Here is a 24,729-nt window from a genome sequence, read left to right as displayed (position 1 = left end):
GGTGAACTGACCGTACCGGCCATTCCATGGGCACGGAGCGATGCCACTGTGAAGCCATGGCGAAGGCCGCCGGCACGGCGTCCTGCCGATGCGCGAAAGACGCTGCTTCGTGAAGGCAGCGCGCAGGGTCCGCGTGGGAATTCACATGCCGCCTTCACTCCTTCCCCGCCTGATCGCAACCGGACGGGACCTACTCTCAGCACTCCATTCACAGCGGAGCCCAGCATGGCTATCAAGACGGCGGAAGATCTGTTCATCCACGAGCTCTCGGACATCTACAGCGCCGAGAAGCAGCTGACCAAGGCGCTTCCGCGCCTGGCCCGTGCGGCCGATAATCCGGATCTGGCCGCAGCGTTCGAAACGCACCTGGAAGAAACCCAGGGGCAGATCGAGCGCATCGACCAGGTGGTCGAGGTGCTCGGCATCCGCCTGAAGCGCATCAAGTGCGCGGCGATGGAAGGCCTGGTCGAGGAAGGCAAGGAGGTGATCGACAGCATCGACAAGGGGCCGGTGCGCGACGCTGCCCTGATCGGTGGCGCGCAGAAGGTCGAGCATTACGAAATTGCCTCCTACGGCACCATCGCCGCGCTGGCCAAGCAGCTGGGCTACAAGGACGCCCTGCCGTTGCTGCTGGAGACGCTGGAGGAAGAAAAGGCGACCGATGAGAAGCTGACCCTGCTGGCCAAGGGCGGCGGCAACGCCAAGGCCACGCAGGCCGCCTGAGTCGAATCGCATGCCCCTCGGCCGCCATGGAAGGCGGCCTCAGGGTGGGTAGAGCACCTGATCGTTTGGGCAGAAGAACGTGCGTCGCCGCGTCGTACCCATGTACAGCTTGCTGATCGGGCCACCGCAGAGCGGGCACACCTTTCGCGTATGCACCTGCCAGTGCTTCTTCAATTCGAAGCGCCGTTTCCATTCCATGAAGTCGAAGCTGTAGGCACGGGCCTGGTTGATCAGGGCGGTGAGCTTGCGCGGTGGCAGGTCGCCCAGTCGCGTGGCCGGATGCACGCGGATGCGGAACAGCACCTCGTTCTTGATGATATTGCCGACGCCCGCGAAGATCGTCTGGTCCAGAAGCGCATCACAGACCAGGGTGTCCGGCAGTGCCTTCACCTTGCGCCGGGCCAGCTTTGGATCCCAGGCGTCGTTCATCACGTCCGCCCGCCAGTCGTAGACGTCGTCCAACGGCTGGTCGATCAGCCGGACGGAACACGCGTAGAAATTCAGTTCCCCGTTGTCGAATGCCAGCGACACCCGTGCAGGAGCTGGCTTCCGTTCGTCGATGCGCCAGCTGCCGAACATCATCAGATGGATGCGCAGCGTGTGGTGGCTGAACTCCAGCAGGAAGTGCTTGCCCCAGCTGCGAACCGCCTTGACCCTGCGTCCCTGCAGCGGTGACAGATCGATGCGGCTGTTGCCGGAGACGCCGCGCACGACGTGACCTTTGAAGCGGCTGGCGGCTTCGCGCAGCAGGACAATGGACGGGCCCTCAGGCATGCGCGTTCTCCTGCAGCAGTGCCTGCAGGTGCAGGGCGTTGCCGGTCGCGTGGCCCAGCGCGGTGTTGTCCAGTACGCACCAGGCGCGGCGCTGCGCAGCGGCTTCACGCTGCAGGTGCTGGGCCAGCGCCGCCAGCGCCTGTTCGCTGTAGGGGCTGCGATAGATCTGCGGCTGCCCGTGCCAGCGCCAGTAGCTCCACGTGCGGTCACCGCCCGGGACAGCTGCTGCCGGTACCCGGGCCGGGTCAGCCGCGACCCGTGCGATGCCATGGTCGCTCAGCAGCGTATCGACGTCTGCAGTGAACCAACTGGGGTGGCGCGGTTCGCAGGCGACATCAACCGAGGTGCGTGCGCGCAGTCCGTGCAGGAATGCCTTTACGGTTGCCGGCTCATACGCCAGGCTGGGCGGCAGCTGGAGCAGCAGCGGCCCCAGCCTGTCCCCCAGCGCGATCACGCCATCAAGGAACAGCGCCAGCGGCTGCATCGCGTCGCGCAGCCGGCGTTCATGGCTGATCACGCGCGGCAGTTTCACCGCGAAGCGGAAACCCGCGGGCACGCTCGCCGCCCACCGGGCGTAGGTCGCCGCCTGGTGGGGGCGGTAGAACGAGGAATTGATCTCGACCATCGGCAGGCGGGTGGCATAGCGCTGCAGTACGCTGTCGCCTGCGCCGAACGCCGTCTGCGCCGCGCGGGACAGCGACCAGCCTGCGCAGCCGATGCGTACCTGTCCTGGCGTGCCCGGGGCGTTGGCTGCGCTCATCGTGCCACCGGTCCGTCCGGCTCCAGCAACCGGCCATCGCCGGCGCCTGGCGGCGCCTGCGCCACCGATTGCAGTCGATCAAGCGCACTGGTGCCAGGAGCGAGCGCGGAGGCGCTGCGCACGAAGCCGGTCCAGTCGGAGATCGCGATCTTTCCCAGCGCCAGCTCATCCACGCGCACGCTGTGCATGCGCCAGTGCGGGAACTGACGCCGCCCCACCCTGCCCCGGTTGAGTTCGACCAGACCGTTGTGGCTGCCGGCCGCCAGGATGCGGGTGTACGCCGCACTGACGCCGGCCTCCGGACCTTCGAGGTATTGCAGGAAGCGCGTGCCGTCGAACAGGAGGACGCCGGTCACATCAACCGACTCGTTGAACAGCATCGCGTCCGCGACAAGCTGCTGCAGCCGTTCTGCAGTCAGGTTTCGGGTGGCTTCACTTACATATGCAATGGCACGAAGAGGCATGACAGCACCGGGTTGTTGCAGATGGCTCTACCTTAGCGGTGCGGATCAAACGCGCGGTGACACCTGCGTGGAGGCGGCGTTGAACCTGTACGTGCCAACGCCGCGCTGCGTTGACACCCGGCTCGAGCACCACGACCGGCATGCCGTGTCTTCCGCCGATGGATTTGCTTTCGTGGAGAATGCATGAGGAAGCGCGTGCCTGCGCATGACATCACGTTGGCGGTGGTGCCACCGCCGTCTAGCGGCGGATCTGGAAGATGGTCGCTGCCGCCAATCGGGCGGCTCACTCCAAGGAGACTTTCCATGGCCAACCAGAACCAGAACCAGGGCAGCAGCAACCGCGGCTTCGCTTCGATGGACGAAGACAAGCAGCGCGAGATCGCCGCCAAGGGCGGCCGCGCCGCGCATGAGTCGGGCAACGCCCATGAATTCAGCTCTGAAGAAGCGCGCGAAGCCGGTCGCAAGGGCGGCGAAGCGGTGAGCCAGGATCGCCAGCACATGGCCGACATCGGCCGCGAAGGCGGCCAGAACAGCCATGGCGGCGGCAACCAGGGTGGCAACCAGGGCGCTCGTCAGCAACAGCAGGAACGTGGCGGCAACAACAACCGCAGTGGCCAGCAGCGTTGATCGAGACTGACCGGTTGCACCCCATGTGGGCGGACAGCGTGTCCGCCCACTTTTTTTCACGCGAAACGTGGGGCGGAGGCCCGCCCCGGCCTGTCCCGCGTCAAGGCTCCCGTGGCGGCAGGTCGAGCGCACCGGCGCCCGGCCCGGCGCCCAGTTCGGCACCGGTTGTCGGCCGTGCTTCGGGATCGGAAAGCGTTCGCAGGGTCATGGCCTGCACCGCCGCCTGCTCGCGTGGGTCCAGGCCCACCGTGGCGCTGCCGTCACCGCCGTCCACAGCGGCCTGGGCCTCGCGGTCGCTGACCCGCTCCCACAGCTCGCCGCTGTTCCAGCTGCCCAGCAGGTCATCGGCGCCGTCGCCCTGCGACATGTCCATGTACAGGTCGGTAAAGGCGGGGTCACCCGGCTGCTTGCCCGGCGGGAAGTTGGGCTGGATGCTGCGCAATGCCTTTTCGAAGGACTTCTGGTGGGCGATTTCGCGCGTCATCAGGAAGCGCAGTGCGTCCTTGATGCCTGGATCATCGGTCACCGTGATCAGTCGTTCGTAGACCAGCTTGGCGCGGGCTTCGGCGGCGATGTTCGAGCGCAGGTCGGCGGTGGGCTCCCCGATCGAATCGACGTAGGCCGCCGTCCACGGCACCCCGCTGGAATTGACCAGCGCCGGGCCGCCCCCATACAGGATCTGTTCGGTATGGCTGGTGCTGTTCTGGCCCAGCAGCCGCATGTCCTCGGCTTCGGCAAGACCCTCGGACTGGATGGCCTTCGGGCCGCGGTTGAGCATGGCGATGATGGTGCCGATGATCTCCAGGTGGCTGATCTCTTCGGTGGCAATGTCCATCAGCAGGTCCTTGCGGCCCGGATCGCATTCACCGAGTCCCTGGGTGAAGTAACGCATTGCAGCCGCCAGTTCGCCTTGGGGGCCGCCAAACTGTTCCAGCATGAGGCTGGCAAGCTGCGGGTTGGATTCGCGCACGCGCACGGTGTACATCAGCTTCCTGTGGTGGAAGAACATGGGACTGTCTCCTGTGTATGGCAGGCGGGACCGGGATCAACGCTTGGCTTGGGCGCCAGGCGTTTCGTCACGGTTGAGGAAGGCGCCGACCAGGCTGTCCTGGTGCTCTTCCAGCCAGCGCGCCATGGCGATCTCTTCCTGCAGGATCTGGCCGCACACGGCCGCGATATCCGGCGCAGCGGCCCGCTCGGCCGCGATCACCAGCGCCCGGTAGGTGGCGATCTCGGTGTTCTCGAAGCCAAAGGAGATGCCGATGCTCTTGACGACCTCGTCCTCCATCAGGGTGTTGCCGGCAGCGTGGATCGCTGCGGTCATGCTCGCGAACAGCCCCTTGGCGGTGGGCACGCTTCCGCCGAGCGCTTCAATGCACTCGCGCAGGGAGGCGGCCTGCTGCTGCGTCTCCAGCACGTGCTGGCCGATGCGTGCGGCAAGATGGGGATAGTTCTGGATGCGCGAAGCCATGGCCTTCATCATGGTCTCCGCCTCCTGCTCCATGGCGTAGGCATCCTGCAGCCATTTCAGCAGGCGCTCGCTGCGGACGGTGTTCTGGTCTGCCATCATGGTCTCCGGTAGTGGGGCGACATGCCTCCGGAGACCATGGTGGCGAGGCAGCAATCACTGCCCCGTCGGCCGGCGTGAGCCGGCGGGCGTGCGCGCTGCACCTGGCGCTGATGCGGTCATAACATCCGCTGTTGCGTGGCAACGCCTGCCGCGAACTCAGGCGGGCATCGCGCCGGACACTACAGCGCTGCCGGCGTCGCGACGGGGGCTTGCTGCGGGTGCGCGCGCGCCTGCGGACGCCTTCAACGCCTGGATCACCCGGTGCTGCGCACGGTGCGCGCCACCTTCCACGCCCACGACGTAGACAAAGCGGCCATCGAACTTGGCCTGGGCACCCTCCAGCACGTCATCCTCCTGCAGGGCGCGCTTGAGCGACTTCATCCATGCTCGTTCGGGGGTGCGATCCAGCTCCACGACGATCGCAGCGCCGCCGCAATCCAGGGACATGCACTCCACGCGCAATGCGCAGGGGGCGGTGGGGTCGGTGGCGGATCGAGGCATGGTCATGGCTCCAGTGCTGGGGGACGGCGGCAGTATCCATGGCCGCCGCCAACGCGCCGTCAAAAAAGGCGCACCGCCTTCCACGCCGCATCTACGGCATGGACCACCTGCGCGGGGCGGCTTCGCGCTGGGCTGACACGGCCCACGCGCGCCGTTGATGCAATACAGCACACACTGCAGTTCCCAAGGCAACACAGGCATGCGCGCATGCAATCGGAAATGGACCAGCGCAGGTGCAACCTGCTGCTGGTTGAAGACCAGCTCGACCTGGCTGCACTGATGGAACAGGCGCTGGAAGACGGCGGCGGCCGGGTGACCCACGCCTACAGCGTGTTCGATGCGCTGGGGCTGCTGGATACGCAACGTTTCGATGGCGCGGTTCTGGATGTGGAGCTCCGCGATGGCGTGGTGTTCCCGGTGGCCGATCGACTGGCGGAACTCGGCATTCCCTACCTGTTCGTCTCTGCGGTCTATGACCAGCTGGTGCCGCTGCGCCACCGCCGCGCAACCTTCGTGGCCAAGCCGTTCCACATCGGCCAGTTGCAGGAAGCCGTCCAGCAGGTCGTGGGAGACGCCTGCGCGCCCCCTGCCACGCATTGAGCGGCAGACGCCGGGATTACGCCAGGTGTGGGGCTACCACCTGCCCCAGCTGGCGCAGCGCACCACCGCGGGAGAGCCCGCTCCAGTTGCCACGAGCGACGCTGCGGATGTCGGCAGGGTCGGTCCAGAGCAGCCGCATCGACCAATAGGGAAAGAACCGGCCGGACACCCTGCCCCGGCCCAGCTCAAGCAGTTCGCAATGGCTGCGGGCACCGAGGATACGGCTGTACACCACGTTGATGCTGTCTTCCGGCCCCTCGATGTACTGGAGGAAGCGGTGCCCATCGTAAAGAAGCACACCCGTCACGCCTGCTTCGAAGTTGAAGCGGGCAGCGGCCCTGGCGAGGTCGTCCACAGGGTCCATGGAAAGCCCCGGTATCGCCTCACTTGCGTAAGCGATTGCGCGGAGGGGCACGTTGATTCCTTCTGACGCAGGAAGTGTCCTGCCCTTCCATGATGCTGCCCTTGCCGTAGAGCCAAATGAGGCGGTTCACAACCTGCCTCGCTCCATCCTCTCCCCTGCGGCACACTGCAGTAACAGGTTTCCGGCTCAGGCGGCCTTTGCGTAGGGCTCGACAATCAGCAGCAGCTTGTCCATCGCCGTGGCATCGGCCTGTCCGGTCGCTGCCCGCTGGATGAAGCTGGTCCAGTCGGCACAGGCGATCTCGCGCAGCTCATCTGCAGTGACGGACAGGCAACGCATGGGCCAGAACGGCAGCCGCCGCTGGCCGACACGCCCCCGCGCAAGTTCGATCAGGTGGATGTGACTGCTGGCGCCGGCGACACGGGAGAAGGCCACATCCAGTCCATCGGCAGGGCCCTCCATGTACTGCAGGAAGCGTTCGCCGTCGAACAGCAGCACCCCGGTCACCCCTGCGCCCCGATTGAAGCGCGCGGCATCGTCCATCAGCGCTTTCAGACGTTCCGGCGAGAATCCACTGACGGCCTCGCTGACGTAGGCGATGGCTCGATTCGGCATGGTGCCACTCCTGCTCTTCCAGCGCTTCACTCTAGGACGGGCATCGTGGCGAAACCGTAAACGCCAGCCGGGAAAACATCACATCATGCCCAATTCAGCGTGGTTTCCGAGGCGCTTCCAGGTACCGCCATCCGCCGATCTGCCGCCGTGGCGGGGCGCGCACCCTCCATTCCGGCCAGGTAGGCCGAGAACCCTCCGGTCGCGCGTCCCACCAGGCGGGCACTGGTCATGACGATGGGAGCGCCGGCCCACCTTACGTCAGCGCCGAGGCGTTGCAGCCTCCTCACCAGTGCAACATCCTCTCCACAGCGCAGGGGAGCAAATCCCCCTGCCGCCAGATAGGCCTGGGCGGAGACGCCGAAATTGGCACCGTGGATGCGCCCATGATCGTCGCCCCACTGCTGCCGTTTCTGGAACGCGCGTCGCAGGCGCTTCTCCGTCCTGGAGGTGGTTGCTATGTCCACCAGTCCGCAGAAGGCGTCGCACCGGCCCTCAAGCTGGGCAACCAGCCATTCGGGAGGTACCTCGCTGTCGGCATCGGTGCTCGCCAGCCATCTCGCACCGCGTCCGAGCAGCTCAGCGGCGGCCGCTGCCCTGGCAACGCCGACGCAGCGTGCTTCCAGGCGCACCGTATCGACCCGCTGCTGCTGGCAGATGGACGCGGTGGCATCCGAGCAGCTGTCCAGTGCAACCACCACCTGCACTGCTTCGCCGTGCAGCCCGGGATGCAGGGCTGCCCTTCGGATCGATTGCAGGCAGCGCTCCACGCTGGCTGCCTCGTCATGGGCCGGAACCAGGATGCCGATCATCGCAGGCCCTCGTTGCGGGCCAGCGATAGTGCGCTGCGCGTCCAGCCCTGCAGCACGAAGTCCGCATCACGATAGTGGAAGGCTTCGTGCAGGCCTTGGCCAAGGCACCGATGCACGACGTCGGTGCGACTTGCGCGCCCATGGAACGAAGGCAACCAATGGCAGGCGACCAGCAGTCCGTCGTCGCGAAGGGCCGAATCGATGCCGGCGCGCAGCTCGTGCAGCGCTGCTGCACCCAGGTAGTAGCCCATTTCCCCGCAGACGATCAGGTCGAAGCGGCCCGGCGGCCATTGCTCGGGATGGCTGGCGCAATGGACCTGCACATGCGGCAGGTGGGCCAGGTTGCGGCGGGCCCGGAACGCTGCGCGTGGGCTGATGTCGGTGGCCAGCAGGCGCTCGCAGCGGGCGGCCAAGGCCTCGGTCAGCACGCCGTTGGAGCATCCCAGCTCCCAGCCCCGAATGAACTGGCGCTGGCTCAGGCTGGCCAGCAGCAGCGCACGCTTGCGTTCTTCATACCACCGGCTGCGATAGCCGAAGGGATCCTCCTGCTCATGCAGTTCATCGAAGTACGGTTGCGCGCTCATGCCAGGAATACCTCGTAGTTCCGGAAGAATCGGGTCAGTACATGTGCGGGCAGCACCGGCGGGCTGTTCAGTTCCGGCACCTCGCCGGTCTGGGTCCGGAAGTGCGCGATGGCGTTTCGTTTTGCGGCAGCCACTGCTGAAATGTCGATCAGCCTGGGAACCTCCCACGCCATGTGTGCGCAGGCGGGGTCAAGCCAGTGCCAGCCCCACACCGGGTACTCCAGGCGTCGGCAGCCCACTGCCCGCACCGCCCTGCAGGCAGCACGCCCTGCGGCTTCATGATCGGGATGCCCATCAAAGCGCAAGGGTGCCAGGACCAGGTCGCTCGGCTGGAGGTGCTGCTGCAGCCAGTCTTCCAGGCCCTGTTCGTGCGCACTGACCGCGCCGTCGGCGATGCCGAGATGAAACGCGGATCCAGGCCGGATACCGAGTTCGCCCAGCGCTGCGGCAAGCTCGGCGCGTCGCGCCGAGCGCAGGCGTTCTGGCGTCCACCAGTGCTCGTCCGGATAGCACGCTTCGCCATCAGTCACGGCGACGACGCGTACCTCCATGCCCTGCTCCGCAGCGTGACGGAGCAGTCCACCACAGCCGAGGATCTCGTCGTCTGGATGGGGTGCGACCACCACGACGCGATCATGGCCGGCGCACAGGGCATTGGCCGATGTTGCCGGCCGCTGCCACAGCCAATCGCAGCGCAGCCATGCCTGCTCCTGCGTTCCTTCCCCCTGCAGGGGTGTCCTGGCTACAGCGCCCATGTCGCCTCCTGGCTCGCCCGCTGGCCGCCCAGCCATTCCCAATCGCGATCTGCGTGGTTCTGCCGAAGGAACACGGTCAGGTCCGCGCAGCGACGGGCGTGGGCATCCTCCAGGCACATCGGCGCCGGGCCCAGTGCGCGCCCCGCCAGATCCAGGACACGCGTCGCCGCGCGCTCGACCACGCAGCGCAGGCGCACGACCTCTTCGCGGTGCGCCGATTCCGGCGCGGCGTCGATGCGTGCCGCCACTTCGCGAAGCAGCGCCGCCGCCGGGCCCAAGGCGAGGTCCACTTCACCCAGTAATCGCGCGCGATTTCCCTCGGTGCAGGCTGGCCGCATGCGCTCGGCCAAGGCGGCCGCCGCGCCGAACCAGACTGCCGCGATGCCCGCACCGCCGTGCCAGAAACCCGGTCGCTGCAGGTACTCATCGCGCGTTCCCAGAAGCGCCATCGGTGCGCCGTCGAACCGCACCGTGGTGGACGGAACGCCGGCCATGCCAACGGCCGGCCAGGGCTCATCTGCAAGCGTGCGCCAGTGTTTCGCCGCGACCTGGCACAGCCACACGCCCTGCGCGTTGCGGACGGTTACCAATGCCGCATCCACCCACGCGCTGCCGGAACACCAGGGCTTGTCACCATGGAGCTGGCCGTGGGCATCGAAGCGGAGTGTGTTGGCTGGACCTTCCGCGGCCCAGACCGCCAGTAGCTGGCCTTCAGCCAGGGCGGGCGCGTTCAGTTCGGCAATGATCGCCTGGGCGTCGTAGTGCGCCTCAAGGACTTTGGCCAGGCACAGGTCTTCCGCCCCCCATGCCGCCAGCGCCTGCCAGCGCTGCAGCGTGAGGCCGCTTCCGGGCAATGGCAGGTCGGGCCGCTGGACCACTACCTCGCGAGCGCGGCCCTCCAGCGGGGATGGCGACGTCACATGCTGCATGAAGGGGTCTGAAATGAAGAGACATGTCGAACGTAGGCCGCAAGCGGTCGCATCACTGTCTGGGAGGCGTAGCCGGCGCATGAATTCTCTGCGCGATCATCCTCACGCGCTCGCTTGCCCGCGCTGCCGTCGTGCGCGCAGGCACTGCAGCAGCTCCCACAACCATGGCAGCACGACCACGCCCAGCGCCGGCAGCAGGACCAGCCACCAGACGCCCGGTGCTGCAGGCTTCACTTCGAGCGACCACCGGGGGTGGACCTGCCAGCCCACCCAGCCCAGCAGGACCCACGGCGCGGCATCGAGCACGCTGTGCACATGCTGCTCTGCCGGGCTGATGCGTCGTCTGCCGTCCGCGCTGACGGTGTCGAAGTAGCCGGCGATTGCATGCGCGAGGACCAGAAGTGCCAGAAACGTGACGAGCGACAGCGTGTTCTCCAGCAGGAGCCATGCGAGCACCCCGCTGCCGATCAGCAGCAACTGCACCCCATGCAACAGGCTTTCGCGCATCGCGGAGGTGTGTGGAAGGTCGGTCCGCCGGTGAAAATGGAAGTCCAGCCAGCCGGCAGCCAGCCACAGTGCGTAGACACCGGCGGCAATCGCGCTCATGGCAGCATGCTCAGGGTGTCAGCACGATCTTGCGGCAGTCGTCATCCTTGGCATCGAATATCGCGTAGCCCTGCGCAGCGTCGGCCAGGCGCATCCGGTGCGAGATGATGTCACCCGGATCCAGCTTTCCTTCCATGATTGCGTCGAGCAGTTCCGGCATCAGCCCCTGCACATGGGTCTGGCCCATCTTGAATGTCAGTCCTTTGTCGAACGCATCACCCAGCAGAAAACCATGGATGAAGCCGGCATAGACGCCTGGAATGCTGACCACGCCGCCACGGCGCGTTGCCGCGATGCATTGCCGTATCGCCACGCCACTGCTGCCTTCCAGCTTTACAGCGGTCAACGCTGACTCCAACGCACTGCCCTCGGCCTCGAAGCCTACGGCCTCGATGCAGGCGTCTACGCCCCGCCCACTGGTCTGGGCAAGGATGTAATCGGCCGGGTCTTCTATCTCCTTGAAGTCGATGGGGGTCACGCCGTAAGCACGGCGTGCATAGTCCAGGCGGTAACGGAGGTGGTCGACCATGAAGATGGTCTCTGCTCCCAGCAGTCGGCAACAGGCCGCGCTCATCAGCCCAACCGGACCGGCGCCGAAGATGGCCACCGTCGAGCCGGGCTTCACACCCGCGTTCAGCGCGGCCTGATAGCCGGTCGGGAGAATGTCAGACAGGAACAGCACCTGCTCATCGGCCACGCCTTCCGGAATGCGCAACGGGCCCACGTTGGCCTTCGGCACGCGTACGAATTCGGCTTGGCCACCGGCTACGCCGCCATACAGATGGCTGTATCCGAACAAAGCAGCTGGAGGCAGCAGCCCTTTCTGGTTGAGCGCCGCGCCCTTGCCAGGATTTGTGGTCTCGCATGCGGCATATTCGGCCAGCCTGCAGTGGAAACACTCGCCACAGGCGATCACGAAGGGAATCACCACGCGATCGCCCGGCTTCACCTGGGTCACGCCGCTGCCGACCTCTTCCACCACGCCCATGAATTCGTGGCCCAGTACATCGCCATCGTGCAGATCAGGAATCTTGCCGCGGTAGAGGTGCAGGTCTGAACCGCAGATGGCGGTGGCGGTCACCCGCAGTATCAGATCGTCATCCGCCGCCAGTACCGGGTCGGGCACAGTCTCGACGCGCACATCCCTGCGGCCGTGATAGGTCAATGCCTGCATCGTGCTGCTCCAGGAGCTCGGGCCTTCAGCATCGCAAGGCCGCCATCCGGCTGCAGTGACATCCCGGTGTGCGCGGCGTTCATTCTGCAGCGTCGTGGCGTTAACCCGGCGCGCCGCAGGCTTCACTCTCTCGCCGCAGGAGCTGCCCATGAACGACAAACTGCCCTTCAATCCAACGACGGATGTGGACGATCAGTCAAAGGCGCACACGCCGGACAAACGGCGCAATGATCGAGCCAGATGGAAGGAGCACGACATGCCCGACGACGGCGATGGCCCCAAGGCGGTACCGGAGGACTACGAGCGCCCTGATCCCGATCCGACGGGGAAGCGTTGAGTCCGCCTCACATTCCGGATGCGCAGCAATCACGAGGCATGGCTCTTTGTCGGCGCAAGCTTCATGGACGGTCTTTGGAGCAGCCTCAACGAGGTCTTGCATGTGGAAACGCAACGGTCTCTCGCTGGTGCTGCTTGCGCTCACGTTGGTGTTCATTGTGGGGCAGGCAGTTGCGGGGCATCACGTGCACAACCAGGAACTGGTCGAGCACGGACGCATGCCGATCGATTTCTCGCACTACCTGGCTACCGGGCACTTCGTCAGCGCTACGTTCGAGAACTGGGAGAGCGAATTCCTGCAGATGGGGATGTACGTTCTGCTGACGGTCAGCCTGCGCCAGCGCGGTTCGGCCGAATCGCGGCCGCTGGACCCCGCGCAGGAACAGAATCGCATCGAACCCGGCCGCACGCCCTGGCCGGTCAGGCGCGGTGGCCTGTGGAAGGTTCTTTACGGTCATTCGCTGGCGATTGCGTTCGGGCTGTTGTTCCTGTTCAGCTTTACGTTGCATGCATTGGGAAGCTGGCGCGCCGAGGAGGCCGAACAGCAGTTGAAGGGATTGCCGCCACCAGGCTTTGTGGAGCACCTCGCCAGCAGCACATTCTGGTTCGAATCCATGCAGAACTGGCAAAGCGAGTTCCTGGCCGTGCTGTCTCTGGTGGTGCTGACGATCTTCCTGCGCCAGAAAGATTCGCCGCAGTCCAAGCCGGTCGAGGCGCCGCATACCCAGACAGGAGATTGAACCATGGCAGATGATCCGTCGACGGCCTTGCTGATCATCGACATGTTCAGCCGTTTCGATTTCCCGGGCGCGCAGGAGCTGGCGCCCGCGGCAGAGCGGGCGGCCCGGCAGATCCGGCGCCTGAGGGATCGCTTCGACGAACGCGGGTGGCCGGTCATCTACGCCAATGACAATTTCTCGGATTGGAAGCGCGATTTCCGCCAGCAGGTGGAACAGTGCCGGCGCGACGGCGGTCCGGCGGGACGAATTGCCAGCCTTCTCTCGCCCTTGCCCGGTCATTACTTCGTGCTCAAGCCCAAGCACTCGGCGTTCCTGGCCAGTCCCTTGCCGATTCTGCTGGCCAAACTGGGCGTGCGCCGCCTGTGCCTGAGTGGCATGACGGCCGATTCGTGCGTTCTGGCCACCGCGCTGGATGCCAACGCCAGAGAGTTCGACGTCGTGCTGGCATCGGAGGTCGTGGCGGGGCTGCCATCCCGGAAGCGGCGCGCACTGGCGCTGCTGGCTGATTCGGGTGCAGCCCGGATCGCGCGGCTTTCTTCGCTTGTCTCTGGGCAGGAAGCAGGAGGGCGCTGAAGGCAGCTCAGGCCCGGTCGGATATACCCTGTACGCCGGCATGACCGGCGCAATGTGCACAGCAGAAGATCTGGCCATTTCCTTCAACGCCATGCCCAATGACGGCGCATTTGCAGTGTGCGCAGCGGGGTGCGAATGCGTGGATCGCGCACTCGAACGAATCGAACGTGCCGCTGCGCCCGCCCTGCTGCAGGGTAAAGCTCTTGTCGTAGTTGTTGCCGCAGACATCACAGGTAGCCATGGGGCACCTCGTGCTGTGGAAGGAACATGCAGTGTGGCGAGCGCGAATGTCGGTGGCCGTGAATGCACCGTGTCGCGAGGGTGTAGGACGTCCGCATCGTCGCCAAGCGGGCGCGGCGTGCTTCATTGGTCATTGCCGGGCTCGGCACTGTTGCCACGTGGTGTGCCGCGACCACAGGGAAACGCCGTGCGCAGCCCTTCGACAACCAGTGGCGACGCATCCTGCTGCAATCGCTCGCGGGGCAGTTGCCGGAGATGGGAAGACACATGGTCGACCAGTTCATGCGGAAGGATCTGGCGCTGCCCGCACCACTGTCCGCGGCTGGCATCGGCGACGCCCAGGATATAGCCGCTGGCGCGAGCGCTGGACAGGCTCCGGCACTGTTCGCCGTCGCAGAACCCGTCATCGCCTTTCCCCTGCAGGAGGGTAATAAGTTCCGTGCCGCTGACAAGCCAGGTCCGTACCGGCTGCATTGTTCCTGCCAAAGCGGACCCAGCCAGCGCGCAGAGGCCAAGTGCGAGGAGCCGACGCATGACGCGGCGCGCCTGGGGTTGGTGATGTCTCTTCATGTTGAGGCCCTGGCTGTTGCTTTCATGGACGCCACGCGGCAGAGGTCAAAGCCGATCAAGCTGGTTGCGCGGACGAAACTCAGGGTCGTCCTCGGCTTCCAGCATGGCCTCCACCAATGTTTCGAAGGGCTCGGTGGCGGCATCCAGGTCTGCGGATGACAGGAATCCGGATTCCCCGGGGCCGGCCAGCCCAATCGCAGCAACCGTCTCCTGCTCACCTTCCTCGGCCCAGAGATAGTCGTGGATCAGTGCCACGCCTTCGTCGCCCCCCTTCAGGAAGTCGGCGGCGCCTCGTGCCACGGCAAGAAACGCGATGAGATCGTAAAGGCTCTCCGAATACGTCAGCGATCCCGCGACAAAGTGCGTAGCAGTGCGGTCATAGGCGGCAATCTGGATATTCCCGGCCTGTGCAGAGGCAAGGAAAGCCTTCAATGCGGCGCGATTGTCGGGGTAGCGGGCCAACAGCGCCTGGCAATCCGCGAGCAGGTGGTCCAACGCCTCGTCGCTGCACGAGGCAAGGTATTGACCGTTTTCCATGCGCCACTGCCCGGAGATGCCTCGCCAGTCGGACCAACGGGATGATGAAGGCACGGGCGCTGCCAGCCATCTGGAAAGATCGTGGTGGGAAATCTTCAGGCGGAGCAGTGCTGAATAGGGCTCTGACAAGGCGATCCTCCACTGTGTCTGCGTACAGTTGGCTTGTAGCAGACAACGCATGACCCGCCAACATCTGGCGGCTGCCGCAGGCCGGTGCCGGACTATCGCCCAGCCGTCGACCCTCTCACCACGCACCTTCCCGTCATCACCAGCCTGCGCACGGGCAGCTCCGGCATGCGCAGGCGTTCCAGCAACAGCGACATCGCAGCGCGCCCCATGTCTTCAACCGGCTGCTCGACCACGGTAATGCCAGGTTCGACCAGCTCGGTCCAGCGCTCGTTGTCGAACCCTGCCAGCGCCAGCTCTCCTGGAATGGCGAGACCGGCGCTGCGTGCCGCCTTCAATGCACCCATGAGCAGCAGGCTGTTGCTGGTGACCAGCGCGTCGGGACGCGAAGGGCCGGCCAGCCATTGGTCGACCGTTGCGATGGCGGCCTCGGCCGTTGGCTCGACTTCACGGTAATCCGGCTCCAATCCGTGCGTGCGCATCGCAGCAAGATAGCCGTCGCGGCGCTCGGCCGCCGTGGTGCTGGTGCTGCCGAACAGGCCGCCGATGCGGCGATAGCCACGCTCGACGAGATGCTCGACCAGGGCGCCCATCGCCGCGGGATTGTCCAGCACCACGCTGTCGATCGACCCGCTGGCCGCGGCGCGGTCCACCAGTACCGTCGGGAAGTCCAGCGTGAGCCGTTCCAGCCGCCCCACCGTGGTCCGTGTGGGCGCAAAGATCAGTCCACTGATGCGCTCCTCGTGCATCAACTGCAGGTACAGCGCCTCGCGCTCGGGGTCTTCGTCGGTGTTGCAGAGCGTGACGCGCAGGCCTTCGCGATAGGCGACCTCCTCCACCGCACGGATAAGCGCAGTGAAGAACGGGTTGCGGATATCCGCAACGATCAACCCGATGATGCCGGTGTGCCGGGAGCGCAGCCGCCTTGCCTGCAGGTTCGGCCGATAGCCGGTCTGGCGGATCGCCACCTCGACCCGGCCGCGAACCTCTTCGCTGACCGGGCCGCCCCCGAGCACCCGCGACACGGTGGACTTGGATACCCCCGCTACACGCGCGACGTCATTGATGCTGATACTCATTGGAAACGTTCCCGGAAAAGTGCGCCTGCCATGGCCCGGCGGCTGTTCAGGACAATGCTAACGCCAAAGAGCTATTGGCATTTTGTGCAGTGCACATTGAAATAGGCGGTGGGAACGTTCCCAATATGCCCAGCCATCCTTTTGCCGGAGCCGCCCTTTGTCGCCCCAGACCTTCCCCTCCCCCGTCAGCCGGGAACTGATCCGCCTGGACGCGCGGGCGCAGGACAAGACCGATGCGATCGCCCAGGTCGCGCAGATGCTGGTCGCGGCCGGCTGCGTGGCGCCGGGGTACGAGGCCAGCATGGGACGGCGCGAAGCGCTGGCCAACACCTTCCTCGGCCATGGCGTGGCAATCCCGCACGGGCTTGGCGAGGACCGCCATCTGGTGCGCCGCGATGGCATTGCCGTGCTGCAGTTGCCGGAAGGCGTGGAATGGAATCCGGGGCAGGTCACCCGTCTGGTGGTTGGCATCGCTGCCCAGTCCGATACCCACATTACCCTGCTGCGCCGCCTGACCCGGCTGATCCAGGATGAGGCAACGCTGCAGCGCCTGTTTGCGACCACCGATGCGGGTGAGATCGTCAACGCGCTGACCGGCGACATTGCGATCACGACCGCCCAGGTACCGGCCACCGATCTGGCCGAGCGCTTTGACTGGACCATTGCCTACCCCAGCGGCTTGCACGCGCGCCCGGCCACGCGCTGGGCAGAGACGGCGCGCCGCTTTGCGGCCCGCGCCCAGGTGCGTGCCGGCGACCAGGCAGCGGACGCCAAGAGTCTGGTCGCGCTGCTGCAACTTGGCCTGCGTCATGGCGATGCCGTCAGCGTGTCTGCCGAGGGGGCGGATGCCCCTGCCCTGCTGACCGCGCTGCGCAGGGTCATGGAGGACCTGGTGGCACAGGAAAAGGCCGACGCCGAACGCGCAGCACAACGCAAGGCCACGCCGGTGGCAGGCTGGAATCCGCCCGAGGCACAGGCTGCCATCGTCGGCATCGGTGCCAGCCCTGGGCTGGCAATCGGCCCGGTGCATGTATTGGCCAACACGCAGGCCGAGGTCGCCGACCGCCCGGCCCCGCTCGGCGAAGGCGGGGCGCGTCTGCAGGACGCGCTCGCACGTACCCGCCAGCAGTTGGCCGCGCTGCAGGATGACACCCAGCGCCGGCTTGGCGCCTCGGACGCAGCCATCTTCAAGGCCCATGCCGCGCTGTTGGACGACACCGACCTGATTACCCGTACCTGCCAGCTGATGGTCGAAGGCCATGGCGTCGCATGGTCCTGGCACCAGGCCATCGAACACATCGCCTCGGGCCTGGCCGCGCTGGGCAACCCGGTGCTGGCCGGGCGCGCCGCCGACCTGCGTGACGTTGGCCGCCGAGTGCTGGCACAGCTTGATCCGTCGGCCGCCGGTGGCGGCCTGGCCGACCTGCCCGCGCACCCGTGCATCCTGATCGCGGCGGACCTGTCGCCGTCCGACACGGCCAACCTCGACACTACCCGCGTGATTGGCCTGGCCACCGCGCAGGGCGGGCCGACCTCGCACACCGCCATCCTCTCGCGCACCCTCGGCCTACCGGCGCTGGTCGCCGGGGGGGCCGAACTGCTTGCGATCAGCGCCGGTCGCGAGGCGATCATCGACGGCAGCAGCGGGCGGCTCTACCTGTCTCCGTCCGAGGCCGATCTCGCCTCGGCACGGGCGTGGATCGCCGAACAGCAGCAGATCCGCGAGCGTGAAGCGGCGCAACGTGCGCAGCCGGCACAGACGCCGGACGGCCACCGCATCGACATCGGCGCCAACGTCAACCTGCCCGAGCAGGTGCCGCTGGCACTGGAGCAAGGCGCGGAAGGCGTCGGCCTGATGCGCACCGAATTCCTGTTCCTTGAACGTGGCAGTACGCCCAGCGAGGATGAGCAGTACACCACGTATGTGGCGATGGCCAAGGCACTCGGCGGCCGCCCGCTGATCGTGCGTGCGCTCGATATCGGTGGCGACAAGCAGGTGGCGCACCTGGAGCTGCCGCATGAAGAAAACCCGTTCCTGGGCGTGCGCGGCGCGCGCCTGCTGCTGCGCCGGCCGGACCTGCTGGAACCGCAGCTGCGTGCGCTGTACCGCGCGGCGAAAGACGGCGCGCGCCTGTCCATCATGTTCCCGATGATCACCTCGGTGAGCGAGCTGGTCGCACTGCGCGCCATCTGCGAGCGCCAGCGCGCAGCACTGCAGGCGCCCGCGGTACCGATCGGCATCATGATCGAAGTGCCGGCCGCTGCGGCGCAGAGCGATGTGCTGGCCCGCCACGCCGACTTCTTCTCGATCGGTACCAACGACCTGACCCAGTACGTGCTGGCGATCGACCGCCAGAATCCGGAGCTGGCCGCCGAGGCCGACAGCCTGCATCCGGCCGTGCTGCGCGCGATCCGCGCCACGGTGGAAGGCGCACGACTGCATGGGCGCTGGGTGGGCGTCTGTGGCGGGCTGGCCGGCGATCCGTTCGGCGCACTGCTGTTGGCCGGCCTGGGCGTGGACGAACTGTCGATGACCCCGAACGACATCCCGGCCGTGAAAGCACGCCTGCGTGGCAGCGCGCTGGCCGATCTGCGAACGCTGGCTGCGACGGCGCTGGACTGCGAAACCGCCGAGCAGGTGCGTGCCCTCGATGGAGTGCGCGCATGAGCGCCCGCGCCGTCACCATTACCCTGAACCCGGCAATCGACCAGACCGTGCGGCTGGCGCACCTGCAACCGGGTCACGTGCATCGCGCCCGCAGTTCCCGCGACGACGCCGGCGGCAAAGGCATCAACGTGGCCGCTTGCCTGGCAGACTGGGGCGTGCCGACCACTGCGCTGGGCGTGCTCGGCGATGGCAACGACGGCGTGTTCAGCGCACTGTTTTCCGATCGGGGCATCGCAGACGCGTGTCTGCGCATTCCGGGCCGTACCCGCACCAACATCAAGCTGGTGGAAGATGCCAACGGCGAGACCACCGACATCAACCTGCCCGGCCTGTCACTGTGCGACGCCGATCTGGACGCGGTATCGCGCCGACTCGACGCACTGCTCCAGCCGCAGCTGCCGGTGGTGCTGTCCGGCAGCCTTCCGTCCGGGCTGCAAGCCGATGCATGGGCCCGACTGCAGGCGCAGGTGCGCGCCGCCGGCGCGCGCGTACTGCTGGATACCAGTGGCGACGCGCTTGCCGCCGCGTTGAGTGGTGCACAGGGTGCACTGCCCTACGCGGTCAAGCCCAACCGCCTTGAACTGGAGGCCTGGGCCGGCACGCCGCTGCTGGATCGCAGCGCCCTGCGCGCCGCGGGCCGGGCCCTGGTCGAACGCGGAGTTGCACTCGTAGCGATCTCGATGGGCGCCGACGGCGCGCTGTTCATTGATCGCAGCGGCGCCCTGGTCGCACGACCGGCGCGACTGGCGCAGGGCAGTACGGTCGGTGCCGGCGACGCCATGGTCGCCGGCATCGCCGCCGCCTTGTTGGAGCCCTCCCCCGACCTGGCCGGTTGTGCGCGACTGGCCACGGCGTTCTCGATGAGCCGGCTGGAGAGTGGCGACGCGCGACGGCTGGACCCGGCGCAGGTGCGCGCGTGGACCGGCGATGTACTGATCGAGCGGTTGGATTGAAACCCCTGCAGAGGGGGCTGCGGCTGGCCTTGGGCCACCGATGGCCCCTGCTGCAAGGACGAACCCGAAGAATTCCAGGAGTTGCCATGCAAGCTTCCACCGTAGTCATCGCCGCTGGCGAACGCAGCATCGAGGCCGTTCTTGCCGCCGAAGCGCTGCGCCGCGCCGCACGCCAGCAAAGGGTCGAATTGGCGATCGAAATCCGCAGCAATCAGGGCGTGACCGGGGCACTGTCCGACGCGCAGGCTGCCGCCGCAACGCAGCTGCTGCTGGTGGGTGACGGCGAGGCGGACAGCGCCCGCTTCGGCAATGCCCAGATCGTGCGCGCCGGCCTCGGTGAAGTGCTGGACGACCCGCTCGCCGTGCTGGCGCAGCTCGCCGCAGCATCGGCACCCCCTTCCAGGGATGACGCGGGCAAGCGCATCGTCGCCGTCACCTCCTGCCCGACCGGCATCGCCCACACGTTCATGGCGGCCGAAGGCCTGCAGCAGGCGGCCAAGGCACTGGGCCACGCGATCCGGGTGGAAACCCAGGGCTCGGTCGGCGCCCAGGACGCGTTGAGCGACGACGAAATCGCCGCCGCCGACCTGGTGCTGATCGCCGCCGACCGCGAAGTCGATCTGTCGCGCTTTGCTGGCAAACGCCTGTTCAAGAGCGGCACCAAGCCGGCGATCAATGACGGCCAGAACCTGATCCGCAAGGCGCTGGCCGAGGCTGGCGTGCAGACCGGCAGGGTGGCTTCAGGTCGCACCACCGAGAAGGCCAGGGTCACCGGCCCCTACAAGCACCTGATGACCGGCGTGTCGTTCATGCTGCCGTTCGTCACTGCCGGCGGCCTGCTGATCGCACTGGCGTTCGCGCTCGGCGGCATCTATGCCTTCGACGATGCACACAAGGGCACGCTGGCCTGGTCGCTGTTCCAGATCGGCGCCAAGTCCGGCTTCATGCTGATGGTGCCGGCACTGGCCGGCTACATCGCCTACTCCATCGCCGATCGCCCGGGCATCGCCCCGGGCATGATCGGGGGATTGGTGGCAGTCAACATGGATGCGGGCTTCATCGGCGGCATCCTGGCCGGTTTCATCGCCGGCTACGGCGTGCATTGGATCAACCGTGCGCTGCGCCTGCCGCGCAGCCTGGAAGGCCTCAAGCCGGTGCTGATCCTGCCGGTGCTGGGCACGCTGCTGGTCGGCCTGTTGATGATGTATGTGATCGGTACGCCGGTGGCTGGGCTGCTGGCCTGGCTGACCGACTGGCTGCGCGGCATGCAAGGCAGCAGCGCGATCCTGCTTGGCCTGCTGCTGGGCGGCATGATGGCGGTGGACATGGGCGGACCCGTCAACAAGGCGTCCTACGCCTTCTCTACCGCATTGATTTCCAGCCAGGTCTACACGCCGATGGCGGCGACGATGATCGGCGGCATGACGCCGCCGCTGGGTATCGCACTGGCGACATGGCTGTTCAGTAGCCGCTTCACTGCCGAGGAGCGTGGCACGGCCGGTGCCGCTGGCGTGCTTGGCCTCAGTTTCGTGACCGAAGGCGCGATCCCCTATGCCGCGCGTGATCCGCTGCGCACCATTCCGGCGCTGATCCTTGGTTCTGCCGTGGCCGGTGCGATCTCGATGGCCGCAGGCGTCGAACTGAAGGTGCCGCATGGCGGCGTGTTCGTGCTGCCGATCCCGAACGCAGTCACCCACCTTGGCATCTACCTGCTGGCACTCGTGGCCGGCGTGGCCGTCACCGCGGTCGCGCTGCGCGTGCTCAAGAAGCCGGTCACGGCTCCCACCCTGTAAAAGGAACCCGCCCATGACCTCCCCTTCCCGCCGCCTGCTGCCGACAGTGATCCTGCTGGCCCTGCCATCACTGGCCGCAGCCGCCGACGCGAGCGACGTCTTCGCTCCGAAGCTCGCCTACACCGGCGAAGCGGCCGCCACGCTCGACGGTGGCAAGCGCAGCGGCACGGCCTATGCCGGCCAGCTGATGTTCGGTGCCGACGTGGACCTGGACGCGGCGTTTGGCTGGCGAGGTGCGACGGTCAAGGCCTACGGCATCAACCGCCATGGCACCAATCTCGCCAACAGCAGTACAGGCAACAGCACCTCGGTGCAGGAAATCTACGGCGGCCAGGGCACGCGCCTGGCCAACCTGACCCTCGAACAGAAGTTGTTCAACGACCGGTTGGTGCTGGAAGCAGGGCGCAGCGTCGCCAACATCCACCACCTGGGTTCGGACCTGTGCCAGTACTTCCAGGGCAACTCGGCCTGTGGCAACCCGACCTACGTATTCCGCACCAGCAGTTTCACCTGGTGGCCGGTATCGAGCTGGATGGCCGATGCCACGGCCTGGGTGACGCCCGATGTCTATGTCCGCGTCGGCGCCTACCAGGTTGATCCCAGCCAGGCCGAGGATGGCCAGCATGGCCTGAAGTGGAATACGAACCAGGCCACCGGCTGGATCGTGCCCTACACGATCGGCTGGCGCAGCCCTGCTTCGGCACGACTGAAAGCCCGCTACGAACTCGGTGGTTGGCAGGACAACTCGACCTATCGCGATCCGCTGCGCGATGCCAACGGCATTCCCGCGCTGCTCAGTGGCCAGGAGTACGCGACGCGTCACGGTCGCTCCGGTGCGTTCGCCCGCTTCGAGCAGCAACTCACCAGTGATGGTGCCGGCCGCGGCCTGACCCTTTTCGGTGCGGCGCTCAAGGGCACCTCCGGCCAGTTGATCGAGGATCATTTCCTGCAGGCCGGGCTGGTGCAGAAAGGCACGTTCGCCCGGCGGCCGCAGGACAGCATCGCTTTCGTCGTGACCCAGCAGAAGTACAGCAGCATCGCGCTGGAAGACCTGCGCCTCGCCCGCGCCGCAGCCGGTGGCAGCGGCACCCCGCACGGGAGCCAGGTGATGATGGAGCTGAGCTATGGCATCCAGCTCACCCCGCAGCTTCGTGTTGCACCGAACCTGCACTACATCGTGCACCCCGACCAGTTCAATGAGCCCGCACGCCAGCACGACCTGCCGGATGCGCTGATCGCGGGCATGCGGATCGACTGGAACCTGTAGGAAATGTCAGGTGGTCCTGGGGCGCGGCCCGTGTCAGGCACCGGGTCCACGGCCGGTCCAGGCGGCGTACCGACCGCCCGGCACCCGGGTGATCGCCTGCCCTGGCCGGGGTTTCAGGTGCTGTCCGCCGCCCACGCCAGTTCGAATGTCAACGCGAGGCGCTGGCCGGGCTCCAGCCGGTGCGGTGCCAGGGTGTAGCCATCTGGCGGGCCGCTCTGCGGTTCGACACAGGTGGCGTGCGGCGTACCATCGTAGACCACCCAGTGGTCGTGGTCCGACCTCAGCCGCAGGTGCTGGCCTTCGCGTATCAGCGTGACGTCACCGTCGGCGATGAAGCAGTCATCCCAGGGGCCGGTGGTGGGCTCCACGCGGGGCAGCGTGGCAATACCTTCCCTGTCCCGCGGATACATCGAGCGAGGACTGAACAGCAGTCGTTCCGGCTTCCGGAACCAGGGGTGCCAGCCCAGCACCGCCGGCATCGCCTGGCCGCCGGCCTGGACCGAGAGGTCCATCTGCAGGCTGTGAGCCTGCAACTGCAGGTCCAGCACGGCAGCGCCACCGAAAGGCCAGTAGCCGTCGCTCGGCAGCTCCAGCGACAACCGGGCTGCCGCCGCGTCCAAGCGGTCGATCCGCCAGGGTCGCGAGAAACCCACCCCATGGATGGCATGCCCGTCGAAGTTGAGCGGCAGCCGATGCGGCCTGCCGTCAAAATGGAACTGTCCACGGCGGATGCGCCCGGCCCACGGCACCATCGGGTAGCAGCCCCACGCGATCGCCGCCGGGCCTGCCTGCTGCGCATCCACCAGCCATTCCACGCCCTGGTAGCGCAGGTGCGCCACGCGCCCGCCCGCCCCTGCGGCGAACGCAACCTCCAGTTCGCCGCACCTCAGCCAGTGCAGCTCGCCGGCTGGCAGCGGAGCCAGCGCATCATCCACCGGCAGCATCCGCTCAGGCCCCATACGGGTTGATCGTGCGGATGCTTCCGTCCGGCTCCATGTGCAGCGGCGTGCACTTGGCCGAGCGAAGGTGGGTGATGCCGCCGGACATCAGTGCATCGTGATAGAACAGGTACCACTGTCCTTCGAACTGGCAGATGGAGTGGTGGGTGGTCCAACCGACCACGGGGGTGAGGATCACGCCAGCGTAGGTGAACGGTCCATACGGGCTGTCGCCGATGGCGTAGCACAGCTGGTGGGTGTTGCCAGTGGAGTACGACAGGTAGTAGCGACCCTGGTACCTGTGCAGCCACGGACCTTCGAAGAAGCGGCGCGCATGGTCGTCCGCGCGCAGCGGCTGGCCATGCTCATCCAGGATATGCACTTCGCGGGTGGGTTCGGCCAGCTCGGTCATGCCGGCATCCAGGCGGCCCACGCGCGGGCCCAGCGCCGGTGCGCTGCCCTCGGGCTCCTCGTGGGCCTCGCTGTACTGGTTGTCACGATACTTCTGCAGCTGCCCGCCCCATATGCCGCCGAAGTACAGGTAGTGGCTGCCATCCTCGTCTTCGAACACGGCCGGGTCGATCGAGTACGCACCCTTGATCGGCTCCGGCTGGGGCACGAACGGGCCCTCCGGCCGCGCACCGATCGCCACGCCGATGCGGAACCGGCCCTCGGCATCCTTGGCCGGGAAGTAGAGGTAGTAGCGGCCATCACGGCAGGCGGCATCGGGGGCCCACATCTGTTTCCGGGCCCAGGGCACATCGCGCACATGCAACGCCATGCCGCAATCGACGGCCGTGCCGTCGGGCGTATCCATCTTCAGCACATGATAATCCTGCATGCCGAAGTGGCCACCTTCGTCGTCGAATGGCTGGCCGCCGTCGATGTCGTGCGACGGATAGATGTACAGGCGCCCCTCGAACACATGCGCCGAAGGGTCGGCGGTATAGATGTGGGTCACCAGCGGTTGCGAAATGGCGTGCGCGGTGAGCTGCGCAAGACGGGCTTCGCTGGCCTGGCCGTCTTCGCCGGCAGAGAGGTCGATCATGGTCGT

Annotated in this window: 30 protein-coding genes; 10 read left to right on the top strand and 20 right to left on the bottom strand. The window is 66.7% G+C overall.

The genetic code is table 11. From position 1 onward, the window contains the following. Positions 1 to 225 precede the first annotated feature (225 nt). On the top strand, positions 226 to 723 hold the full coding sequence (locus tag AC5P53_RS14725; protein WP_241886838.1) for a DUF892 family protein: 498 nt from the start codon (positions 226 to 228) through the stop codon (positions 721 to 723). Positions 724 to 762: 39 nt separating this feature from the next. Here AC5P53_RS14725 and AC5P53_RS14720 read toward each other — a convergent pair whose 3' ends face one another. Genes AC5P53_RS14720 through AC5P53_RS14710 form a run of 3 tightly spaced genes read right to left on the bottom strand, consistent with a single transcriptional unit; the run spans position 763 to position 2,721 of the window. Next, on the bottom strand, positions 763 to 1,497 hold the full coding sequence (locus AC5P53_RS14720) for a DNA-formamidopyrimidine glycosylase family protein (RefSeq protein ID WP_142234732.1): 735 nt from the start codon (positions 1,495 to 1,497) through the stop codon (positions 763 to 765). Then, positions 1,490 to 2,257: a DUF72 domain-containing protein gene (locus AC5P53_RS14715; RefSeq protein WP_241886839.1), complete on the bottom strand. Its 768-nt coding sequence runs from the start codon at positions 2,255 to 2,257 to the stop codon at positions 1,490 to 1,492. Before AC5P53_RS14715 ends, AC5P53_RS14720 begins: the two co-directional genes overlap by 8 nt. Continuing rightward, the gene (locus AC5P53_RS14710) at positions 2,254 to 2,721 is read right to left on the bottom strand and encodes a BLUF domain-containing protein (protein WP_049439727.1); all 468 of its coding nucleotides are present in this window, start codon (positions 2,719 to 2,721) and stop codon (positions 2,254 to 2,256) included. Before AC5P53_RS14710 ends, AC5P53_RS14715 begins: the two co-directional genes overlap by 4 nt. A gap of 303 nt (positions 2,722 to 3,024) precedes the next feature. Between AC5P53_RS14710 and AC5P53_RS14705 the strand changes: the two genes are divergently transcribed. Next, entirely contained in the window at positions 3,025 to 3,348 is a 324-nt protein-coding gene (locus AC5P53_RS14705) for a KGG domain-containing protein (RefSeq protein ID WP_241886840.1), read from the top strand. Between the two features lie 100 nt (positions 3,349 to 3,448). On the opposite strand, the gene AC5P53_RS14700 is transcribed toward AC5P53_RS14705, so the two are convergent. The 3 genes from AC5P53_RS14700 to AC5P53_RS14690 all read right to left on the bottom strand — a co-directional run bounded on the left by AC5P53_RS14700 (position 3,449) and on the right by AC5P53_RS14690 (position 5,419). After that, positions 3,449 to 4,357: a manganese catalase family protein gene (locus AC5P53_RS14700; RefSeq protein ID WP_241886841.1), complete on the bottom strand. Its 909-nt coding sequence runs from the start codon at positions 4,355 to 4,357 to the stop codon at positions 3,449 to 3,451. 36 nt (positions 4,358 to 4,393) lie between these two features. Further along, positions 4,394 to 4,915, bottom strand: coding sequence for a ferritin-like domain-containing protein (locus tag AC5P53_RS14695; RefSeq protein ID WP_046430683.1), 522 nt, complete (start codon positions 4,913 to 4,915; stop codon positions 4,394 to 4,396). Between the two features lie 159 nt (positions 4,916 to 5,074). Continuing rightward, on the bottom strand, positions 5,075 to 5,419 hold the full coding sequence (locus AC5P53_RS14690) for a hypothetical protein (RefSeq protein ID WP_100450505.1): 345 nt from the start codon (positions 5,417 to 5,419) through the stop codon (positions 5,075 to 5,077). A 207-nt stretch (positions 5,420 to 5,626) separates the two neighbouring features. On the opposite strand from AC5P53_RS14690, the gene AC5P53_RS14685 reads away from it, so the two are divergent. Next, entirely contained in the window at positions 5,627 to 6,019 is a 393-nt protein-coding gene (locus tag AC5P53_RS14685) for a response regulator (protein ID WP_241886843.1), read from the top strand. Between the two features lie 16 nt (positions 6,020 to 6,035). On the opposite strand, the gene AC5P53_RS14680 is transcribed toward AC5P53_RS14685, so the two are convergent. From AC5P53_RS14680 to AC5P53_RS14645, 8 genes are all read right to left on the bottom strand, one after another. Then, positions 6,036 to 6,434 (bottom strand): BLUF domain-containing protein, encoded by a 399-nt coding sequence (locus AC5P53_RS14680; RefSeq protein WP_032955963.1) that lies wholly within the window; start codon positions 6,432 to 6,434, stop codon positions 6,036 to 6,038. A 135-nt stretch (positions 6,435 to 6,569) separates the two neighbouring features. Next, on the bottom strand, positions 6,570 to 6,998 hold the full coding sequence (locus tag AC5P53_RS14675) for a BLUF domain-containing protein (RefSeq protein WP_126412222.1): 429 nt from the start codon (positions 6,996 to 6,998) through the stop codon (positions 6,570 to 6,572). 83 nt (positions 6,999 to 7,081) lie between these two features. Then, positions 7,082 to 7,807 (bottom strand): glycosyltransferase family 2 protein, encoded by a 726-nt coding sequence (locus AC5P53_RS14670; protein WP_046430710.1) that lies wholly within the window; start codon positions 7,805 to 7,807, stop codon positions 7,082 to 7,084. After that, positions 7,804 to 8,391 (bottom strand): class I SAM-dependent DNA methyltransferase, encoded by a 588-nt coding sequence (locus AC5P53_RS14665; RefSeq protein WP_032955967.1) that lies wholly within the window; start codon positions 8,389 to 8,391, stop codon positions 7,804 to 7,806. Before AC5P53_RS14665 ends, AC5P53_RS14670 begins: the two co-directional genes overlap by 4 nt. Beyond that, complete coding sequence (locus AC5P53_RS14660) at positions 8,388 to 9,146, bottom strand: PIG-L family deacetylase (protein WP_241886844.1); 759 nt, start codon at positions 9,144 to 9,146, stop codon at positions 8,388 to 8,390. The genes AC5P53_RS14665 and AC5P53_RS14660 overlap by 4 nt, the downstream gene beginning before the upstream one ends. Continuing rightward, complete coding sequence (locus tag AC5P53_RS14655) at positions 9,134 to 10,075, bottom strand: acyl-CoA dehydrogenase (protein ID WP_241886845.1); 942 nt, start codon at positions 10,073 to 10,075, stop codon at positions 9,134 to 9,136. Before AC5P53_RS14655 ends, AC5P53_RS14660 begins: the two co-directional genes overlap by 13 nt. Before the next feature lie 102 nt (positions 10,076 to 10,177). After that, positions 10,178 to 10,681, bottom strand: coding sequence for a hypothetical protein (locus AC5P53_RS14650; protein WP_014647185.1), 504 nt, complete (start codon positions 10,679 to 10,681; stop codon positions 10,178 to 10,180). A 10-nt stretch (positions 10,682 to 10,691) separates the two neighbouring features. Beyond that, complete coding sequence (locus AC5P53_RS14645) at positions 10,692 to 11,855, bottom strand: zinc-dependent alcohol dehydrogenase (RefSeq protein ID WP_075076914.1); 1,164 nt, start codon at positions 11,853 to 11,855, stop codon at positions 10,692 to 10,694. Between the two features lie 148 nt (positions 11,856 to 12,003). Here AC5P53_RS14645 and AC5P53_RS14640 point away from each other — a divergent pair, with 148 nt between their 5' ends. From AC5P53_RS14640 to AC5P53_RS14630, 3 genes are all read left to right on the top strand, one after another. Continuing rightward, on the top strand, positions 12,004 to 12,192 hold the full coding sequence (locus AC5P53_RS14640) for a hypothetical protein (protein ID WP_014647187.1): 189 nt from the start codon (positions 12,004 to 12,006) through the stop codon (positions 12,190 to 12,192). 100 nt (positions 12,193 to 12,292) lie between these two features. After that, positions 12,293 to 12,931 (top strand): DUF6766 family protein, encoded by a 639-nt coding sequence (locus AC5P53_RS14635; RefSeq protein WP_014647188.1) that lies wholly within the window; start codon positions 12,293 to 12,295, stop codon positions 12,929 to 12,931. A gap of 3 nt (positions 12,932 to 12,934) precedes the next feature. Next, entirely contained in the window at positions 12,935 to 13,504 is a 570-nt protein-coding gene (locus tag AC5P53_RS14630) for a cysteine hydrolase family protein (protein WP_241886846.1), read from the top strand. A 7-nt stretch (positions 13,505 to 13,511) separates the two neighbouring features. Here the strand turns inward: AC5P53_RS14630 and AC5P53_RS14625 are convergent, their stop codons facing one another. From AC5P53_RS14625 to AC5P53_RS14610, 4 genes are all read right to left on the bottom strand, one after another. Next, on the bottom strand, positions 13,512 to 13,745 hold the full coding sequence (locus AC5P53_RS14625) for a metallothionein (RefSeq protein WP_142234742.1): 234 nt from the start codon (positions 13,743 to 13,745) through the stop codon (positions 13,512 to 13,514). A gap of 122 nt (positions 13,746 to 13,867) precedes the next feature. Next, a complete protein-coding gene (locus AC5P53_RS14620; protein ID WP_049439705.1) occupies positions 13,868 to 14,278 on the bottom strand; it encodes a Rap1a/Tai family immunity protein in 411 nt (136 codons plus the stop codon). An 81-nt stretch (positions 14,279 to 14,359) separates the two neighbouring features. Further along, entirely contained in the window at positions 14,360 to 14,980 is a 621-nt protein-coding gene (locus AC5P53_RS14615) for a hypothetical protein (RefSeq protein WP_227863764.1), read from the bottom strand. A 92-nt stretch (positions 14,981 to 15,072) separates the two neighbouring features. Next, a complete protein-coding gene (locus AC5P53_RS14610; protein WP_014647193.1) occupies positions 15,073 to 16,056 on the bottom strand; it encodes a LacI family DNA-binding transcriptional regulator in 984 nt (327 codons plus the stop codon). Between the two features lie 157 nt (positions 16,057 to 16,213). On the opposite strand from AC5P53_RS14610, the gene ptsP reads away from it, so the two are divergent. The 4 genes from ptsP (at position 16,214) to AC5P53_RS14590 (ending at position 22,737) form a co-directional block, all read left to right on the top strand. After that, positions 16,214 to 18,724 (top strand): phosphoenolpyruvate--protein phosphotransferase, encoded by a 2,511-nt coding sequence (gene ptsP / locus AC5P53_RS14605; protein ID WP_241886847.1) that lies wholly within the window; start codon positions 16,214 to 16,216, stop codon positions 18,722 to 18,724. Then, the gene (locus tag AC5P53_RS14600; protein ID WP_241886848.1) at positions 18,721 to 19,677 is read left to right on the top strand and encodes a 1-phosphofructokinase; all 957 of its coding nucleotides are present in this window, start codon (positions 18,721 to 18,723) and stop codon (positions 19,675 to 19,677) included. The genes ptsP and AC5P53_RS14600 overlap by 4 nt, the downstream gene beginning before the upstream one ends. Positions 19,678 to 19,763: 86 nt before the next feature. After that, entirely contained in the window at positions 19,764 to 21,470 is a 1,707-nt protein-coding gene (locus AC5P53_RS14595) for a PTS fructose transporter subunit IIC (protein ID WP_241886849.1), read from the top strand. Positions 21,471 to 21,483: 13 nt separating this feature from the next. Beyond that, on the top strand, positions 21,484 to 22,737 hold the full coding sequence (locus AC5P53_RS14590) for a carbohydrate porin (RefSeq protein WP_142234746.1): 1,254 nt from the start codon (positions 21,484 to 21,486) through the stop codon (positions 22,735 to 22,737). Between the two features lie 113 nt (positions 22,738 to 22,850). On the opposite strand, the gene AC5P53_RS14585 is transcribed toward AC5P53_RS14590, so the two are convergent. Beyond that, positions 22,851 to 23,696, bottom strand: a complete 846-nt coding sequence (locus AC5P53_RS14585; RefSeq protein ID WP_041863456.1) for an aldose epimerase family protein — start codon at positions 23,694 to 23,696, stop codon at positions 22,851 to 22,853. Continuing rightward, positions 23,686 to 24,723: a glycoside hydrolase family 43 protein gene (locus tag AC5P53_RS14580; RefSeq protein WP_241886850.1), complete on the bottom strand. Its 1,038-nt coding sequence runs from the start codon at positions 24,721 to 24,723 to the stop codon at positions 23,686 to 23,688. The genes AC5P53_RS14585 and AC5P53_RS14580 overlap by 11 nt, the downstream gene beginning before the upstream one ends. Positions 24,724 to 24,729: the final 6 nt, after the last annotated feature.

Source organism: Stenotrophomonas sp. YJH_SMC_82, assembly GCF_059368875.1.
Note: the sequence above shows the minus strand (reverse complement) of the source record. Positions and strands in the feature narration are given on the sequence as shown.